Origin of the sequence: Sorangium sp. So ce590 (genome assembly GCF_051521365.1) — a bacterium.
Classification (GTDB): domain Bacteria; phylum Myxococcota_A; class Polyangia; order Polyangiales; family Polyangiaceae; genus Sorangium.
On sequence record NZ_CP150346.1, the window covers coordinates 6,602,951 to 6,619,489 of the forward strand.

Sequence of the window (16,539 nt, forward strand, 5' to 3'; positions counted from 1 at the left end):
CGTTCGGGACGTGCGCGCAGCATCGCTACTTTCGGGGAGTTTTCGGACAGAAGCAACGGCATCCTCGCGCTTCACCGAAGCTTCACGGGCGCTGGGCGTCGCGCTCGCCGCCGCGCTTCGGCTTCCAGTCCTCGAGCGCGGCGAGCTTCTCGTCGTCGCCGAGCCACCCTGCCCCGGCCGGCAGCCGCGCGCCGTCGCGGCGGGCGCGGTGCAGCTTCGCGCGGAACATCCCCGCCTGCGTGAAGTCCGCGCCCGAGAGATCGCAGTGCGAGAGGTCGGCGTACGCGAGCTTCGCGCCGACGAAGCGCGCGCCGGGGCACGAGGCGAAGGCGAGGTACGCCTCGACGAGCTCCGCGCCCGAGAAATCGGCCTCCGCGAGCGTGGCCCGCTCGAAGATCGCCTGCTGGAGCCTCGCCCGCGAGAACCGCGCCCGCGCCGCCTTCGCCTCGCCGAAGAGCGCCTGCGTCAGGACCGCGTCGCTGAAGTCGCAGCCCGAGACGTCGGCCCCGGTGAAGTTGCACTGCGTCGCGTCGCAGCCCGCGAAGCTCGATCCCGCGACGCTGCCGCGCATGAACTGCGTGCGGAAGAGCTTCGTCCCCTGGAACGCCCGCGCGCCGAGCTCGGACTCGAGCAGCGTCGTGAGCGTCAGGTTCGCGCCGTCGAGCAGCGCGGTGCGCAGGTCGAGCTTGTACATCGTCGCCTTCTCGAGGTTCGCGCGCGAAAAATTCGCGCCGTCGGCCGTGATCTCGATGAGGTTCGACCGGTCGAGGTTCGCCCCCTCGAGCGAGGCGCGCGTGAACGAGCACTTCGCCCAGTTCGCGACCTGCGCCTCCGCGCCCGACAGCGTCGCGCCCTCGAACGTCGTCTCGACGAAGCTCGCGCCGATGAGCCTCGACCCCGACAGCCTCGCCCCGTCGAGGCAGCTCTGGACGAAGCTCGTCAGGTGCAGGTCCGCGCCCGTCATGTCCGCGCCCGACAGATCGCACTCGGAGAACGTCGACTCCTTGATGAGCGCGCCCCGCATCGCGCGCGGCATGCGCACGCGGTCGAACACCGCGCCCGAGAGATCCGCGCCCGTCAGGTCGAGCCCGGAGAGGTCCGCGGCCTGGATGGCCTCGCCGTGGCGGATCTTGTCGAGCACCTCGTCGCGGTTCATGTCGCGCCTCCAGCGGCCGGCGCGCCCTGCCGGTCGAACCGGGTGAAGTCGACCGCCGCCTCGGCGAAGGTCGTCCGGCCGTCCCCGCGCGCGCGGCTGAAATCGGCGCGGCAGAGCTGGGCGCCGGTGAAATCCGCCCCTGCGAGGCGCGATTTCGAGAGGATCGCCTCGGTCAGGTTGCACCCGCGGAGCGAGGCGCGGTCCAGGATCGTCCGGATCAGGAGGGCGCTCTTCAGGACGGCGCGGTCGAAGATCGCGCCCGTCGCGTCCGCCTCGGAGAGATCGGTCATCGTCATCTGGGCGCGATCGAAGCGCGCGCCGCGCAGGTCCGTCGTCCGGAAGCAGGTCTTCTCGAGCACGGCGTCGCGGAAGTCGGCCTCGGGCAGGCCGCTCTTGTAGATGGCGACCCCCTCGGAGAAGCGCGCCCCCACGAAGCGCGCCCGCGCCCCCGTGCAGCTCATCAGCGTCGCCTTGTGCAGCCGGGCGCCCGAGAGGTCCGCGCCGTCGAGCGAGCACTCGAGCAGCATCGCCCGCTCGAGGTTCGCCCCGGTGAGGTTCGCCCCGGCGAAGCTCGCCTGGAGGAACGTGCAGACCGCGAGGTCCGCGCCGGAGAGATCCACGCCCTCCCAGCTCACCTGCAGGACGTCGGCGCGCTCGAGCCGCGCGCGCTGGAGCCGCGCCCCGGCGAGCTTCGCGCCCATGAGCACGGCCTCGGTCAGATCGGCGTCGTCGAGCACGGCGCGCTCGAGGTTCGCCTTGCCCAGGTTCGCGCCCCGGAGCCGCGCGCCCGTGAGGTTCGCCCCCGTGAGGTCGGCCTTCGCGAGCACCGCGCCCTCGAGCACCGCGCCGGAGAGGTCGCAGCCGCGCAGGTCGGCCCCCTCGAGCAACGCGCGCGCGAAGCTCATCCCCCGCAGGTCGACCCCGCGCAGGTCGGCGCCGGTGAGATCGCGATCGTCGAGCGGCTCGCGCGCGTCGCGCGCCGCCTCGATGACGACGCGCGCCATCAGGGCGGCCTCGGCGGTCATCGGCAGGGCCGCCGGCGTGAGGTGCGCCGAGCCGCGGTAGCCCTCGCGCGCCGCCTGCTCCAGGCGGACCAGCTGCTCGTGGAACGCCGGATCCGCGAGCATCGCCTCGAGCTCTTCGTTGGGCACGCCGCCGCGGCGCCCCGCCTCGGCCAGCTCGGCGTACTGCTGGAGCTGCGCCTGGGCCGAGAACTTCGGCGGGCCGCCGGGGGGCTCCCCCTCGGCCTCGGCGCGCCGGAGCGTCTCCTCGGACACCCCCATGTCCGCGGCCCGCGCCCGCATGCGCGCCTCGGCCTCGTCCTTCGTGCGGGCGGCCTTCACCTCTTCCTCCTCGAACTTTCGCGACGCGTCGTCCAGGTACACGACCAGCGCGTCGAGGTCGTCGACGGGCGGAGGCGCCTCCTCCTCGGGCAGCGGCGCGTCGAGGCCGTAGCGCGCCGGATCGGCGCCGTCGGCCAGGAGCTCCTCGCGGCGGCGCTCGCGGTCCCGCTCCGCGCCGCGCCGCAGGTTCTTCGCGGCCAGGTTCTCGCTCTTGATCCACTGCATCATGTCGAGCCCGGCGATGTTCGCCGCGACGCCCGACGCGCGCGGCGGCATGAGATCGCTGTCGCTGAGCCCCGCGATCGCGCCCCGGTCCTTGTCGAGCCGCCGGGCGAGCGCCTCGCGGTAGTGCTCGATCGGCCGGGGGCGACCGATCTCCTCGCAGGCCACGACGAGGTCGATGATCTCCGCCGCGTCGTCGTCGGCCACCGGCATCGAGCCGTGGAAGATCACGACGCCGAGGTTGGCCGAGGGGAGGAGCCACACCGTGTCGCAGCGGACCGGGAGCTCCACGAACGCCTCCCCGCTCGCGTCGCGGCGGGTGACGAGCACGCGCGCGCAGAGGCCGGGGAGCGCGCCCTCGATGCGCGGGCGCGCCGGGTGCATGTTCTCCACGAGGAACGCCTCGTCGCCCCGGAACGGCTCGGCGCTCCACTGATCGCTCGGCGCGACGTTGAAGAACGACGGATCGACGTCGGGCGGCAGGCCGGGCGCCCACTTCTCGGCGTAGTCCCCGCCGTACGTCCCCGCGCGGCCGCGGCGCTGGGCGAAGCTCACGTCCATCGGGAGGAAGGACGCCGGGCCCGGCCGGTCGGACGGCGAGCGGATCAGCGCGCCGTAGTGCTCCACGTTCGGGAGCGGCCGGACGCGCTGCCCGCCGCGCTCGACCTCCTCGATCCCCTTGCCGTAGGGGTTCGCCGGGTCCTTCGGCCCGCCGAGGGCGCGCGCCCAGTCGATGGGCATGTCCGAGAACGGCTCCGGCTCGGTGAAGCCGCGGCCGGTCCAGTGCCGGTCGCCCAGCACGGCCAGGCGCTTGTCGATGGAGCCGAGCCGCGCGCGCACGAACGACGCGGCGACGCGGCGGCCCTCCGGGGCGTGGCACCGGCCCGCGACGAGCAGCTCGCCGCGCGCCTTGGCGATGCCGTCGTCGAGCGCGATGTTGCCGAGCTCCGCCATCGCGGCCGGCCAGAAGGTCATCTCGTCGACGACCGCGCGCGGCGCGTCGAGCGGGAACGCGACCATGGCGCCCACGTGGAACCGGAGGCGACGCGCGACCTCGACGACGCGCGTGAGCGCCGGGACCTTGAGGGGTTTAACGACTCGCATCCGCGCTCACAGCTTCGTCACGGCGATCTGGTGCGCGAGGACCGCCCCGATGATCGCGCCAATCGCCTGCTGCTTCACGTAGGCGCCGACCTGCTTCAGCTTCACGCCGACGGCCTTCTTGTCCATCCCGACATAGTCGAGCTTGATCCCCACGAACTCGAGCTTGAGCCCGTACAGCGTCTGGTACAGCGCGGCGTGGTCGGTCTTGAGGACGCCGCTCGCGCCCTTGTAGACGTAGAGCTCGTGCTTGTTCGGCGTGATGTCGAACGTCATCCCGAGCACCTCCCACTTCAGGTCGGTGGCCGTGATCTTCGCCTTGGGCGCCTTGATCAGGAAGCTCGTGTCGCTCTCCAGGTCGACGTTCCCGCCGAAGTGGCCCTTCCAGGTGGTGGCGACCTCCGTCTTCCAGCTCTTGTAGTCGTCGAAGTTCTCGGCCGTGACCTTGTGCTTCCACGGTCCGGTCACCGTCGACGAGCCCCCCGGCTCGATCGTCTGCGTGAGCTCGCCGTGGACGTCGTGCTTCATCCCGCCGCTCGTGATGGTCAGCTCCATCCCGTCGGTGATCGTCTGCTTCATGCCCCCGGCTTCGACCGTGTCCACGCGGCCCGTCTTGATCGTGGTCGTGCGCGTCGCGTAGTACGTCTCCTCCGCCGCGCCGGTGACCTGGAGCGTGTAGAGCCCCCCGACGCCCGCCCAGAGGTTGCACACCACCATGCTGAACTTGTTGCCGCCGACGTTCTCCCAGGAGTCGCCGCCGATCCAGGACCCGCCGTCGCCCCCCGTCGTCTCGAGGTAGCTGAACGTGACGCTGACGGTGCTGCTGCCCGCGATCGCCGGGTCGGCGTTCTCGGGGGACAGGAACGTGCCGACCTGCGTCTCGCCGTCGCCCGTGTAGACCGAGGAGTGGCCGCCGCTCGGCGTGCCCATGTAGATGCCGGTGCGGTTGTTCGGCGTGTGGAGGAAGATGAACTCCTTGCCCTGCTCGTCCTCGAGCACGAGCTGGTTGCCGGCGCCGGTCCGGATGATGTTCTGGCTGTGGTTGCGCTCCGCGACGACGCTCGGCCGGTGCGCGTTGGGCACGACCCCGGCGATGAACGGCCGGTCCGGGTCGCCGCCGAGGAAGGCGATCATCACCTCGGTGCCCTTGCGCAGCGGGAAGTGGAAGCCCTCCGTGGTCCCGCCGTGGGGCTGCATCATGCGCACCCGCGTCGAGACGCGCGCGTCGGGCAGCCCGCTCGTGTCGAACTCGAAGCGCACGAGGTAGCGGCCGTCGGCGTCGATCTGGGCGTACTGGCTGTCGGCGGCGCCGCAGACGATGGCGTTCTCGAACCCGTAGATGCGCGGCCACGGCGTCGTCTGCGGCGCGCGGAACTGCGCGTCGGCCGGGATCGCGAGCAGCTTCATGCCGTAGACGTCCTTGCCCGAGAGCCGCGTCAGCCGCGCGATCTCGGGCGTGATCCCGGCGATCGACGCGGTGTGGTGCACCTCCAGCGCGAGCCACTGGTCGCCGACGTCGGCCGGCTGGTCCTCCAGCGAGAACCGGTACCCGGCGCGCGGGCCGAGCATGTCGCCGCTGCCGCGCAGGGTCACCTCGCGGCAGCCGATCGACTGCGCGCGCACCTGCGCGAGGCGCTCGGCGTCGCTCTGCAGGAAGACGCGGTAGCCGTACTCGCGGATCGCGCCCAGCCCCTTCGCGGTGATGCTGCTCTCGCCCTTCACCGACGCGGACGGGTTCGCGTAGTTGTAGTCGGCGATGGTGACGCTCTTCGGGAGCCACTGCACGTCCTGCTCGAGGTGGTGCAGGCCCGGCGGCGCGGTCACGTCGTCGCCGAAGAGGGGGATGTAGCGCACCGTGCCGCCGCCCGGGAAATCGTCGTGCAGCCCGCGGTCGTCCACGATGACGAGCACCTCGCTCGAGCCGTCCTCGGGGTGCTCGAAGAAGTAATAGAGCCCCTCGCGCTCGAGCCACCGGTGGAAGAACGCGAGGTGCGTCTCGCGGTACTGCGCGACGAACTCCTCGTTCGGGTAGTCGCCCTCGTCGATCGAGAAGCGGAACTCGCTTGTCGCGAGCCCGCCGCTCTGGAGCGTCGACGAGAGGAACTCCTTCACGGGCTGGTTCGTGAAGACGTGGCTGCGCCAGAAGTGGCGCAGGAGCCAGAGCTTCGGCACGAGCAGCGCCTGGTAGAGCGCCCGGTCCGCGTTCTGGTGCAGGAGGCGCACGCTCGCGATGACCCCGTGCAGGACGAAGGGGTCGTTCTCCTCGCCGCGGCCCGCGCGCACGGTCGCGCGCTCGCCCACCGCCTTGCGCACGTCGGTGTTCGCGGGGACGGAGAAGAAGAGCTCGAACTCGTACGGCTGCGAGACGTGCTCGGTGCCCCGGAAACCGATGAAAGCGACGCTGGCGAGCGCCGAGCACGAGAGCGTGAGACCGTCGTGGCGCATCAAGAGCCTCCCCATCCCAAGCCTGGGTGTTGAGGGCGGAATCTCGGTGCGTCGCGCCGCGGCGTCAACGCTCGCCTGCTCCCGGGCGGCGCAACGGAACAGCGGATCCAGCGGTGGGACGAGCGCGCACCTGTACGCGTCTGGCGCCGGGCAGCGCAGCCTCGCGGGCGTGCACGCACCGCGAGATCGTGCCGAACTTTCGCTCGAAGACGGATTTTTGCAGCATCATCGCACCGCGTTATCGCGCGACAGTGGATTCATGCAGCGTCATCGCACGAACGCGGCCTTGCGCGGCAGCCTCGCGCCGTGTCATCGCGCGGCGGCCGTGAGCGCGGCCACGGCGCTGCGCGTGAAGTCCCGGAGGCGCGCGACGTCCTCGGGGCGAGGGGCAAGCGAGCGCGCGTCGCAGTAGAGCCGGCGGGCGATCTCGATCTGGAGCGCGTGCACCCCCTCGTCGCGGCGCGCGTGCCGCTCGACCGCGTGGCCGCCGGGGAACGGGTCGTCCAGCGCGAGCGAGAGGCCGTGCGCGCGCGCGACGGCGGCGACCGCGTCGCGCGCCCACGCGGCCGCGCTGGCGCCGCCCCGGGTCCCGAGCACGACGTCGGCCACGCCCGGGAACATGACGTCGGGATAGCTGTGCGCCGAGACCAGGATCGCGACCCCATGACGCGCGCGCGCGCCGGCGAGGCGCGCGGCGATCTCCGCGTGGTACGGCTCGAGCACCTCGCGCACGCGGCGCTCGACCTCGGCGCGGGGCGGCGGGCTCTCGAGCCACTGCTCGCCGCTCGCGGACCGCCGCCGCACCTCCCGCAGCCCGTAGGGGAGCTTGTCCTCGTAGGGCGTGGGCACGCGCGGGGCCGTGTTGAGGTCGATGACGAAGCGGCTCAGCGTCGCGACGACGAGCGCGGCGCCCTCGAGCGCGACGTCGCCGAAGAGCGCGTCCGCCGCGATGTCCGCGTCGGCCACGAGGGCGCGCTCCGGCACGCGGGTGAAGCGCGCCGCGAGCTCGTCCACGACGAGGCCCGCGTGCGGGACCTCGACGACGACCGGCCCCGGCGTGGCGGGCTCGTGGACGCGGAAGGGAGACGGCGGCGCGGACATCCTTCCTCCGGAGGGTGGGCGCGGCCCGGGCCCCGGGCAACACCGGGTTTTTCGCACGGGCGCCCCGGTTTGCGCTCTCATGGCCGGCCATGGACCACCCGACGTGGCTGCTCGCGAGCCGCTACCACCTCGACACCTGGCTGTCGTTGCTCCTCGTGTACGTCGTCGCGACGGCCGGCCTGCTCGCCCTCGCCGCCAAGGCGCTCCGAGCGTCGGTCCGGGAGCGCCGCGCCGCCGCGCAGGCCGATGCCTCGTTCAACCCCGGCGTCGCGCTCGCGCCCGGCGAGGCCGTCGTCAAGGGCACCGTCGAGCGGGAGCAAGGCGCGGACGTGGCCGTGCGCGTCGAGGTCGAGCAGGAGGGGTCCGAGACCGAGAGCTCCGGGGTCTGGAGCCACGAGTGGTCCGAGACCGACCGCAAGGTCCGGGTCCACCCCTTCTACCTTCGCCACGCCTCCGGCGCCCGCATCCGCGTCGAGCCGGGCGAGGACGTGCAGCTCGTCGACGCGCTCGACGGCATGATCCTCGTCAATCGCCAGAGGCGCGTTCGCGTGGCCGAGCTCGTGCCCGACGAGCAGGTCTTCGCGGTCGGCGAGCTCCGGCGCGCGCCGGATCCCGAGGCGCCGACCCAGGGGTACCGCGGCGTGGCGCAGGGATACGTGCTCGTGCCCCCGCCCTGGCGGCCCATGCTCCTCTCGTCCGAGCCGCTCGGACAGCGGTTCGCGCGCAGGGCCGCGTTCCACCTGCGGTGGGCCGTCGTGGCCGCCGTCGCGGCGCTCGCGTTCAACGCCGCGTTCGCGCCCTTCCACGCGCGCCTCTGGCTGGGGGAGACGGTCGACGTCGGCGTGACGGATCTCAAGAAACGCGAGAGCGGCGACGACGAGACCCACTTCGAGGTCTCGATGCGGACCGCCGACGGCGTCGCCCTCTCGGACGAGGCGTCCCACACCGACTTCGTCCGGCTCCGCGGGGTGCAGCGGATCAAGGCGCGCCACGTCCCGTCGTGGCCCTCCGCCAGCACGCTCGGCCCCGACGTGACGGTGCATTCCGCCGCCTTCGTCGCCGTGCCGCTCCTCGGCGCCCTCGCGCTCGCGTACGTCCTCCGCGCGCACTCGTCGCGGCCCTGGTACGACAAGAAGCTCGTCGAGCAGGGGAGCGGCAAGCTGCCCGACAGCGAGCTTGCCGCGCAGAAGCCCCCGAAGCGCCCGGAAGGTCGCCGCCGGGAGACCTCCTCAGGATAGGCGCGCCTCGTCGCGGCGCCTCGTGAGCCGATGCGACGACCGGAGCGCATTGCAATGACCCGGAGCGCATTGCCACGCGCCGCTCCTTTCTTCACCCCGTCGCGCGCGTCGGCCTCGTATAAGGGACCTGCACCATGAAGATCTCCGAGTACACCGCCTTCGATGCCCTGGGCCTCGCGGAGCTGGTCCGCCGGCGCGAGGTCACCCCTGCCGAGCTCATGGACGTGGCGTCGGCCGCCGTCGAGCAGGTGAACCCGGCGCTCAACGCGGTGATCTCCTCGCTGCGCGACGACGCCGAGCGGGCGATCCGCGCGGGGCTCCCGGAGGGGCCGTTCACCGGCGTGCCGTACCTTGTGAAGGACCTCGGCCTCCTCGTCGCGGGCACGCCGACCGGCATGGGCTCTCGCCTCTTCCAGGGCCTCGTGTCGCCCGCGGACGACGAGCTCATGACGCGCTTCCGGCGCGCGGGGCTCGTGTCGCTGGGCAAGACGAACACCCCGGAGCTCGGCCTCAACGTGGTCACCGAGCCGGCCGCGCACGGGCCGACGCGCAACCCGTGGCGCCCGGATCGCACGCCCGGCGGCTCGAGCGGCGGCGCGGCGGCCGCGGTGGCGGCGCGGATGGTGCCCATGGCCCACGGCAACGACGTCGCCGGGTCGATCCGCGTCCCGGCGTCGTGCTGCAACCTCTTCGGGCTGAAGCCCACGCGCGGCCGCGTCCCGACCGGCCCGATCGAGGGCGAGGTCCTGATGGGCTTCGCCACCGACCACGTGCTGACGCGCTCGGTGCGGGACAGCGCGGCGCTGCTCGACGCGATCGCCGGGCCCGATCCGGGCGCGCCGTACTTCGCGCCGCCGGGGCCGCGGTCGTTCCTGGAGGAGGCGCGCATGCCGCCCGGGCGGCTGCGGATCGCGTTCAGCGACGCCGCCTGGAGCGGGGTGCCGGTGCACGACGAATGCAAGCTGGCGGTGCGCCGGGCCGCGGCGCTGTGCGAGCAGCTGGGGCACGAGGTCGTGCCCGCGCGGCCGGAGATCGACTGGGAGCGGGTGCGGATCGCCTTCAGGATGCTGCTGTCGTACCAGGCCCACCTGCTCGATCGCGTCTGCCCGCTGTTCGGGCTCGCGCCGGGGCCCGACACGCTCGAGGCGGCCACGCTGACCATGGCCGAGGCCGGCCGGAGGATGAGCGCCGTGGATGTGCACGACGTGCTCGTCGCGCGCGATCAGCTCTCGCGGGAGCTCGGGCAGTTCTTCACGCAGTTCGACGTCCTGCTCACGCCGACGCTGGCCACGCTCCCGATCCCGCCCGGCACGCTCGACGCGAGCGATCCGGCCGTGGGGGCCGAGGCCTGGCTGGACCGGCTCTTCGAGTTCGCAGCGTTCACGCCCCTGTTCAACGTGAACGGGAGCCCGGCCATGTCGGTGCCGCTCCACGTGACCGCCGACGGCCTGCCGGTCGGGGTGCAGTTCGCGGGCCGGTACGCGGACGACGCCACCTTGCTGCGGCTCGCCGGCCAGCTCGAGCAGGCCGCGCCGTGGGACCGGCGCCGGCCGGGGCTCTGCGCGAAGTAAGCGGCCCCGGGAGCCGCCGCCGGGAGGTGGCCCCGGGAGCGGCTCGCCCTCCGCCCGGTTGACGACGGCGAGCACGTCGAAATTTACAGCGTCGGTGACACCGCACAGGCAGGAAACGGCCGGGTCGGTGTGCGCGCGGTGAGGATCGATGATCAGAACCGAACGCTTCGGGAATGTGACTTTGCGGAAAGCGCGCGCCGCGCTCTGCGCCAGGACGATGCCCCCAGAGAGAAGCGATCCGCGAACGCGACGAGACCGAGCTGCGCGGGTCGCCGAGGCAGGGGCAGGCGGCTCGCCCCCCACGGAGGGACCGCCGACGCCTGAACCTGTGTTGATCACCTCCAGCCCAGACGCCTACTGGAAAGAGGGGACGGTGACCGAGGTCACGGGCGAGACCGCCGATGTGACCGTCAACGACGGCTCCACGGCGCAGGACTGGGCCGGCTTCGGCGGAACCTTCAATGAGAAGGGCTGGGAAGCCCTCGCCGCGCTCGGCCCCGAAGATCGAGACAGGGCGATCAAGCTCCTGTTCGACGCGGCGGACGGCGCCAAATTCATCTATGGCAGGATCCCGATCGGGGCGAGCGACTATGCCACGAGCCGCCACACGCTGAACGACAAGGCCAACGACACGTCGATGGAAAGCTTCTCCATCGCGCGGGACAGGGAGAAGCTGATCCCCTTCATCAAGGCGGCGATGGCGGTCAATCCTGACATCCACTTCTGGGGCAGCCCCTGGACGCCTCCCCCGTGGATGAAGGACAACAACGCGTACGATCGCGGGAACATGAAGGACAACGCCGCGAACCTGGACGCGTATGCCCTCTATTTCGCCAGGTTCGTGGAGGAGTACGGCAAGGAAGGCATCACGATCGAGGCGGTCCACCCGCAGAACGAGCCAGGCTTCCCTCAGGACTATCCGTCCTGTCTCTGGACGGGAGCGCTGATGGCCAAGTTCATCGGGAGCCATCTGGGGCCGACGTTCGAGGAGCGGGGCATCAGCGCCGACATCTTCGTGGGCACCATGTCCAACACCCAGACGGACGGCGACATCGTGACCACCGTCATGGACAACGCCGCCGCCAGGTCCTACGTCAAAGGCTACGGCTTCCAGTGGGGCATGCTGGACACCTTCACCGGCCTGCGGTTGGACAAGGGCTTGGCCATCTGGCAGACCGAGCACAAGTGCGGCAATTACCCCTGGCAGAGCGGGACCGACCAGAGCAAGGCCCCGAACGACCATGCGTATGCCGTGGAGAGCTGGGGCCTCATCAGGGACTGGATCAAGAAAGGCGTGAACGCCTACTCCGCCTGGAACATGGTGCTGGACACGGTGGGCAGGAGCCTGGATACGGTGCGGCCCTGGGCGCAGAACGCGCTGCTGGCGGTGGACGTTCCGGGGAAGAAGCTGAACATCACCCCGGCCTATTACGTCTTCCGCCACGTCTCCCAGTACGTCGATCCAGGCGCCAAGGTCGTCGCGACGAGCGGCGGTGATGCGCTGGCCTTCAAGAACCCTGACGGCACCCTCGTCGCGGTCATGTACAACGCTGGAGCCGCGAAGCAGGCGGTCGTCGCCGTGGGCGGCAAGAAGCTGCAGTTCGAGCTGCCTGCCAGGGGATGGGCCACCATCAACTGGAAGTGATCCCCGCCTGAGCCACGGGCGCCGCGCACCTCTTGCAGGGTTCCTCATTCACGCCGCCAGACAGCATTCTCCGGAGGCATTTCCAATTCTGCTGCACAGGAGAGCGCGTACCTGCTGAGCATATCTCCGCAATGCCATCGACAACAGGTCGCGCGCCGCTCCGGGAAATGTACCGCCCAATTGCGGATATTTGTCGTGAAGTAAACGAATGACACATTCCTGCCGGAGCGCGGATGTGGCATCATCCGCCAATGCATATCCTCACGAACAGGTTCATTCGTAGCGTTCGATGCCTCGTCCTCGTAGGCCTGCCGCTCGCCGTGCTCAACTGCTCCAGCAGTGACCCCGATCCGTCGGGGGACGGCGGCGGCGGCGCCGCGACGAGCGGTGGAGCCACCACCAGCACTGGCACCGATAGCACGAGCTCGTCCAGCAGCTCTGCCTCGTCGGCGACCTCAGGGAGCGGCGGGGCGGGTGGCGCGGGAGACGGCGGCGGCGGCGGCGGCGTGGGTGGAGAGGCCGGCGGCGGCGGCGAGCCCTCCGGTGCATTCACGCTCACGAGCCCCAATCACGCGGAAGGCGCCGAGTTCGCCGACAAGTACACCTGCGCGGCCGCCGGCTTCCAGAACAGCCTCCTGCCGGAGCTCAACTGGACCGCAGGGCCTCCGGGCACGAAGAGCTACGCCATCACCTTCATCGATGTCACCCTGGCGACCCAGACGCCGCCCGTGGCTAACGGCTATCACTGGGTCATCTACAACATTCCCGCCGACGTCACCTCGCTGCCCGAGGAGTTCAAGGACGCAGCGTCGATAGGCGCCAAGCAGAACAACAACTACCTCGGGCCTTGCCCCAATTTCGCCGGCGGGAACGCCAACACCGACACCTACGAGTTCACGATCTATGCGCTCGCCGAGGCGTCGGTGACGATCGCGGGCACCGGCACGGCCGCGGCGATGGACGCGGAGAAGAAGCTCGAGATGAACCATCTGGCGAAGGCGAAGCTCACCGGCACGTCCGATGCCTCCCAGCCTCGGTGAGCGGTAGCGGGCGTCGACGCTCGCCGGGGGGGTGACCGTGATGGCGGGGTGGGCGGCGAGCGTGAGCGGAGGCCTGTCGCCGCTCGCCGGGGCAGGCCATCCTTCACCGATGCAGCTGTGGCTCGCCTTCACCTCCCCCGTCGCCCGCAAGATCGCCGGGCGTCCGCGACCGCGCGCGGATCAGTACTGGGTGTTGTTGGACGTGGTGATCTTCGAGGAGCTCACGCCCATGAAGAGCTCCTTGCCGATGTCTCTGTAGCGGGTGTTCGTCATCGTCACGCTGCTGCTGCTGCTGTCCGTCCTGAAGATGGACTCCTTCATCTTCGAGATGTCGCAGCGGTCGATGAAGACGTCGACCTTGAAGTCGGTGCCGCCGTTCTGCCGGATGAACTTGCCCGCGTTCTCCGCCTTGAAATTCGAGACCCTGAACGTGCTGGCCGCGTTGATCTGGAAGACCTTGTCGTCGCCGTTCTTCGCGGAGCCGCCGTTCAGGACCACGGTGCCGGACTTCTTGACCGTCAGGGCATCTTCGCCGATGTCCTCCCAGACGATGTTCTCGAGCGTGACGTTGCCGTACGTGTGAATGCCGTCGGCGGCCGGAGCGCCGAGGACGACGTTCTTCAGCCTCGCGCCGTCCTCGAGCTTGAACACCGGCTTCTGCCCCTCTTTCTGGCTGCCGTCGCCGAGCGTGTTCTTGTCGGCGATGAACCGCTTGCCGCCGCCGTCGAACGTCTCGCCGGCCTTCACGACGATCGTCGAGCTGACGACGCCGCCGCCCCCCGTCGTCGTGGAGCCGCCGCCCGAGTCGCCGCCGCCCGAGTCGCCGCCGCCCACCGGGACGAGCTCGATATAGTCGATCTTGAGGTCGTAGCCGGACGCGGAGGAGTTCTTGCCCGTGACCTTGAAGGTGAACTCGACGTTCCCGGAGAGCGACTTCTCCGCGAGCTTCGCCGTCGTCCAGCTGTCGCCCGTGGCGGAGGTATAGGCGTCGAAGGACTTGACCGAGGAGCCGTTCGCGCTCAGCTCGTACTTGCCGTACACGTTCCGCTTGGCATACCGGAGGACGATCTCGTACTTGCCGGACGCGACCGACCTGGAGAACTTGAAGGTATCGCCGCTCTGGTTGGCGCGGAGCTTCACGTTGTCCGCGTTGTCCTCGATCCTGTCGCCGGAGGAGATGGACCAGGACTGATCCTCCGCCTGGATCTTGACGACGCTGAGCGCATCGCTCGTCGCATCCATGTCCACCTCGCCCTCGTCGGCCGCGATGCAGCCGACAAGAGCGAGCGACAGCAGCGACCCCAAAGCACCGACCCATTTCAAGCTCATGATATCATCCCTCGTTGGTTGCACTCCGCGCGACCGAGCTCGTCGCCAAGCCTGTCAGAAGATCTCAACCTGCTCGACGGTCCAGGGCTCTGCGCCCCTCGCCTCGATGCAGCGCCCCGCCGCGCGTCTCGACAGGTCTCCGTCTCCAAAGCAACGCTCGGGCCACGAAGCGACTTTGCCCGAGATCGTCCAAATACACGCTATTGTTGCATTTTTCCGGCCGAAGAACCGCGGTTCGAGCGTTCCGGCTTCAAGGCATGCTCGCCGCTGTCGCGCGGGGCCGTCAACCACGTCAACGCGAGGTTGACAGGCGAAGCCCGCCGTCGACTCGACACCTCACGCCCGACACAGGGCCACACGGTGGGAGCGCGTGGCCCAGAGCGCTCCTAAGGCGGCACCTGGGCCGAGCTGTCCACATGGCTCCCTGGGCGCCGCGAGCGACCGGCGCTGCGGAGAGCTTGCGCCTCCGGTGTTACAGCCAACCGCTCTCACGGCCCATCGGCCGATCCCCCGCAGCGGCCCCGCCCTACCGGCTCGCCTCTGCGGTGGAGAGCGGGAGCTCCCGCTCTCCACCGCAGAGGCGAGACGGCAGGCGTCAGGCGGGAACGGTATACGGAATACGGGCACGGTACACCGGGACGCTCTTACAGCGGCGGCCGGGAGCTCCATGCGGCGCCCTCGTCGGGCGTCGCCGCTGCGATCGTGCTCCGCGGGCTTCTCACCACGCATCGGTCTACCGATGCCGTCGGAGGTTTGGTAGTATCGCCCACTCAATGCCCGGCGACAGAAGTTCATCGACGAAGAGCCTCAGCACCACGGCATCGATGCAGATTTACGTGCCGACCTTCCGGCACGCGAGCTCGGGGGCCGGGATCGTGCTGCTCTATGCCCCCAACTACGAGCAGTTTCGCCCGGCGTACCCCCTGTCCGAGTCAGGCTCAATCCTCGGCCGCGACCCGAGCGCGGACATCTACATACCGACCCGCACAGCATCGCGCCAACACGCTCGCATCGAGCTGCGCGGGGGCGTCTGGCAGCTCTCCGATCTCGGCGGTCGCAACGGCACGATCCATAACGGGGAGTTCGTGACCGAGGCCGTCCTCGCGCACCTCGACGAGATCCGGATCGGCGACGCCATCTTCAAGTTCGTCGAGAGCGACGCCGAGGCCTACGCGCACTACCGCATCGACGGCGCGTATTTCGACGATCCGGACGCGCCGGAGGAGGCCCGGCCGCGCTTCTCGACGAGCCGGATCGTCGGCGGCTACCAGAGCCAGCGCCTCGCCGGGCGCGTGCGCGAGATCGCGCGCAGCGAGCTGTCGGTGCTGATCCTCGGCGAGAGCGGGACGGGAAAGGAGATCTTCGCCGAGCAGCTCCACGACTGGAGCGGCAGGCGCGGGCCGCTCCAGGCCGTCAACTGCGCGGCCATCCCCGCCACGCTCGTCGAGGGGGAGCTCTTCGGACACCGGCGCGGCGCGTTCTCGGGCGCCGACCGCGACCGGATGGGCATCCTCCGCGCGGCGCACCAGGGCACGCTCCTCCTCGATGAGATCGGGGATATGCCCGTGGAGGCCCAGGCGAAGCTCCTCCGCGTGATCCAGTCCAAGGAGATCACGCCGCTCGGCGCGGCGCAACCCGAGCAGGTCGACGTGCGGATCGTCGCCGCCACCCACCGCGATCTCGACGCGCTCCAGCAGGCCGGCGCCTTCCGCGCCGACCTGTTCGCTCGCCTGAACGAATTCAGCATCACCCTGCCCCCCCTGCGCGAGCGCAAGGAAGACATGTTCTCGCTCTGCGTCGCGCTCGCGAGACGCCACGACCGGCCCGAGGTGCGCCCCAGCATGGCCTTCATGGCGAGCCTGCTCCACCACGATTTTCCCTACAACGTGCGAGAGCTCGAGACGCTCATCAAGCGCTGGGCCGCCACGGCTCGCGGCCCCGAGCTCGATCTCCAGGACGTCAGCGACGAGATCCGGAACCGGATGAGGACCTACGGAGCCCGGAGCTCGGCGCCTCCGCTCCCGCCCACGGACGATGCCCGCGCCACGCTGATCCCGGAGGACGGGGCGGCGCTCTCGGCGCACGAGGGAGCGTACGCGCCGAAGGGGGCGCTGCCGCCGCGGACCTCCCCGGACGAGAAGGCGCTGCGGGAGCTCCTTGTGCAGCAGCGGGGAAACGTCGCCGCGGTGGCGCGCGAGCTCGGAAGAGATCGCGCGCAGGTGCACCGGTGGATCCGGCGGTACAACATGAACGTCGACGAGTTCCGCTGACCGCGCGGTTGTGCTGTCATTTGCCCAGAGAGGTTTCACATGAAGTCGGGAAGTCAGGAAGATCCTCAGGGTCTTCTT

The 16,539-nt window shown here is 70.5% G+C and carries 10 protein-coding genes and 1 pseudogene; 5 read left to right on the forward strand and 6 right to left on the reverse strand.

Annotated features, from left to right (window positions below; genetic code table 11):
• Positions 1-82: 82 nt before the first annotated feature.
• The 4 genes from WMF28_RS24565 to WMF28_RS24580 form a co-directional block, all read right to left on the reverse strand.
• Positions 83-1,156, reverse strand: coding sequence for a pentapeptide repeat-containing protein (locus tag WMF28_RS24565; protein WP_437595730.1), 1,074 nt, complete (start codon positions 1,154-1,156; stop codon positions 83-85).
• The gene (locus WMF28_RS24570; protein ID WP_437595731.1) at positions 1,153-3,825 is read right to left on the reverse strand and encodes a DUF2169 family type VI secretion system accessory protein; all 2,673 of its coding nucleotides are present in this window, start codon (positions 3,823-3,825) and stop codon (positions 1,153-1,155) included. The genes WMF28_RS24565 and WMF28_RS24570 overlap by 4 nt, the downstream gene beginning before the upstream one ends.
• A 6-nt stretch (positions 3,826-3,831) precedes the next feature.
• A complete protein-coding gene (locus tag WMF28_RS24575) occupies positions 3,832-6,267 on the reverse strand; it encodes a type VI secretion system Vgr family protein (RefSeq protein WP_437595732.1) in 2,436 nt (811 codons plus the stop codon).
• A 309-nt stretch (positions 6,268-6,576) separates the two neighbouring features.
• Positions 6,577-7,368 (reverse strand): N-formylglutamate amidohydrolase, encoded by a 792-nt coding sequence (locus WMF28_RS24580; RefSeq protein WP_437595733.1) that lies wholly within the window; start codon positions 7,366-7,368, stop codon positions 6,577-6,579.
• Between the two features lie 89 nt (positions 7,369-7,457).
• Between WMF28_RS24580 and WMF28_RS24585 the strand changes: the two genes are divergently transcribed.
• The 4 genes from WMF28_RS24585 (at position 7,458) to WMF28_RS24600 (ending at position 12,862) form a co-directional block, all read left to right on the forward strand.
• Positions 7,458-8,606 carry a hypothetical protein gene (locus WMF28_RS24585; RefSeq protein WP_437595734.1) on the forward strand — a complete coding sequence of 383 codons (1,149 nt, stop codon included), beginning with the start codon at positions 7,458-7,460 and terminating at the stop codon, positions 8,604-8,606.
• Between the two features lie 134 nt (positions 8,607-8,740).
• On the forward strand, positions 8,741-10,177 hold the full coding sequence (locus WMF28_RS24590; protein ID WP_437595735.1) for an amidase: 1,437 nt from the start codon (positions 8,741-8,743) through the stop codon (positions 10,175-10,177).
• A gap of 331 nt (positions 10,178-10,508) precedes the next feature.
• Positions 10,509-11,822 (forward strand): glycoside hydrolase family 30 protein, encoded by a 1,314-nt coding sequence (locus tag WMF28_RS24595; protein WP_437595736.1) that lies wholly within the window; start codon positions 10,509-10,511, stop codon positions 11,820-11,822.
• Between the two features lie 251 nt (positions 11,823-12,073).
• Positions 12,074-12,862 carry a YbhB/YbcL family Raf kinase inhibitor-like protein gene (locus tag WMF28_RS24600; RefSeq protein WP_437595737.1) on the forward strand — a complete coding sequence of 263 codons (789 nt, stop codon included), beginning with the start codon at positions 12,074-12,076 and terminating at the stop codon, positions 12,860-12,862.
• A gap of 180 nt (positions 12,863-13,042) precedes the next feature.
• Here WMF28_RS24600 and WMF28_RS24605 read toward each other — a convergent pair whose 3' ends face one another.
• Together WMF28_RS24605 and WMF28_RS24610 are read right to left on the reverse strand one after the other, a co-directional pair.
• Positions 13,043-13,711 carry a pectate lyase gene (locus WMF28_RS24605; RefSeq protein WP_437604305.1) on the reverse strand — a complete coding sequence of 223 codons (669 nt, stop codon included), beginning with the start codon at positions 13,709-13,711 and terminating at the stop codon, positions 13,043-13,045.
• Positions 13,706-14,191 (reverse strand): annotated as a pseudogene (locus tag WMF28_RS24610) (pectate lyase); the annotation flags it as partial. The pseudogene WMF28_RS24610 and the gene WMF28_RS24605, both read right to left, overlap by 6 nt.
• A 773-nt stretch (positions 14,192-14,964) precedes the next feature.
• Here WMF28_RS24610 and WMF28_RS24615 point away from each other — a divergent pair.
• On the forward strand, positions 14,965-16,461 hold the full coding sequence (locus WMF28_RS24615; protein ID WP_437595738.1) for a sigma 54-interacting transcriptional regulator: 1,497 nt from the start codon (positions 14,965-14,967) through the stop codon (positions 16,459-16,461).
• Positions 16,462-16,539: the final 78 nt, after the last annotated feature.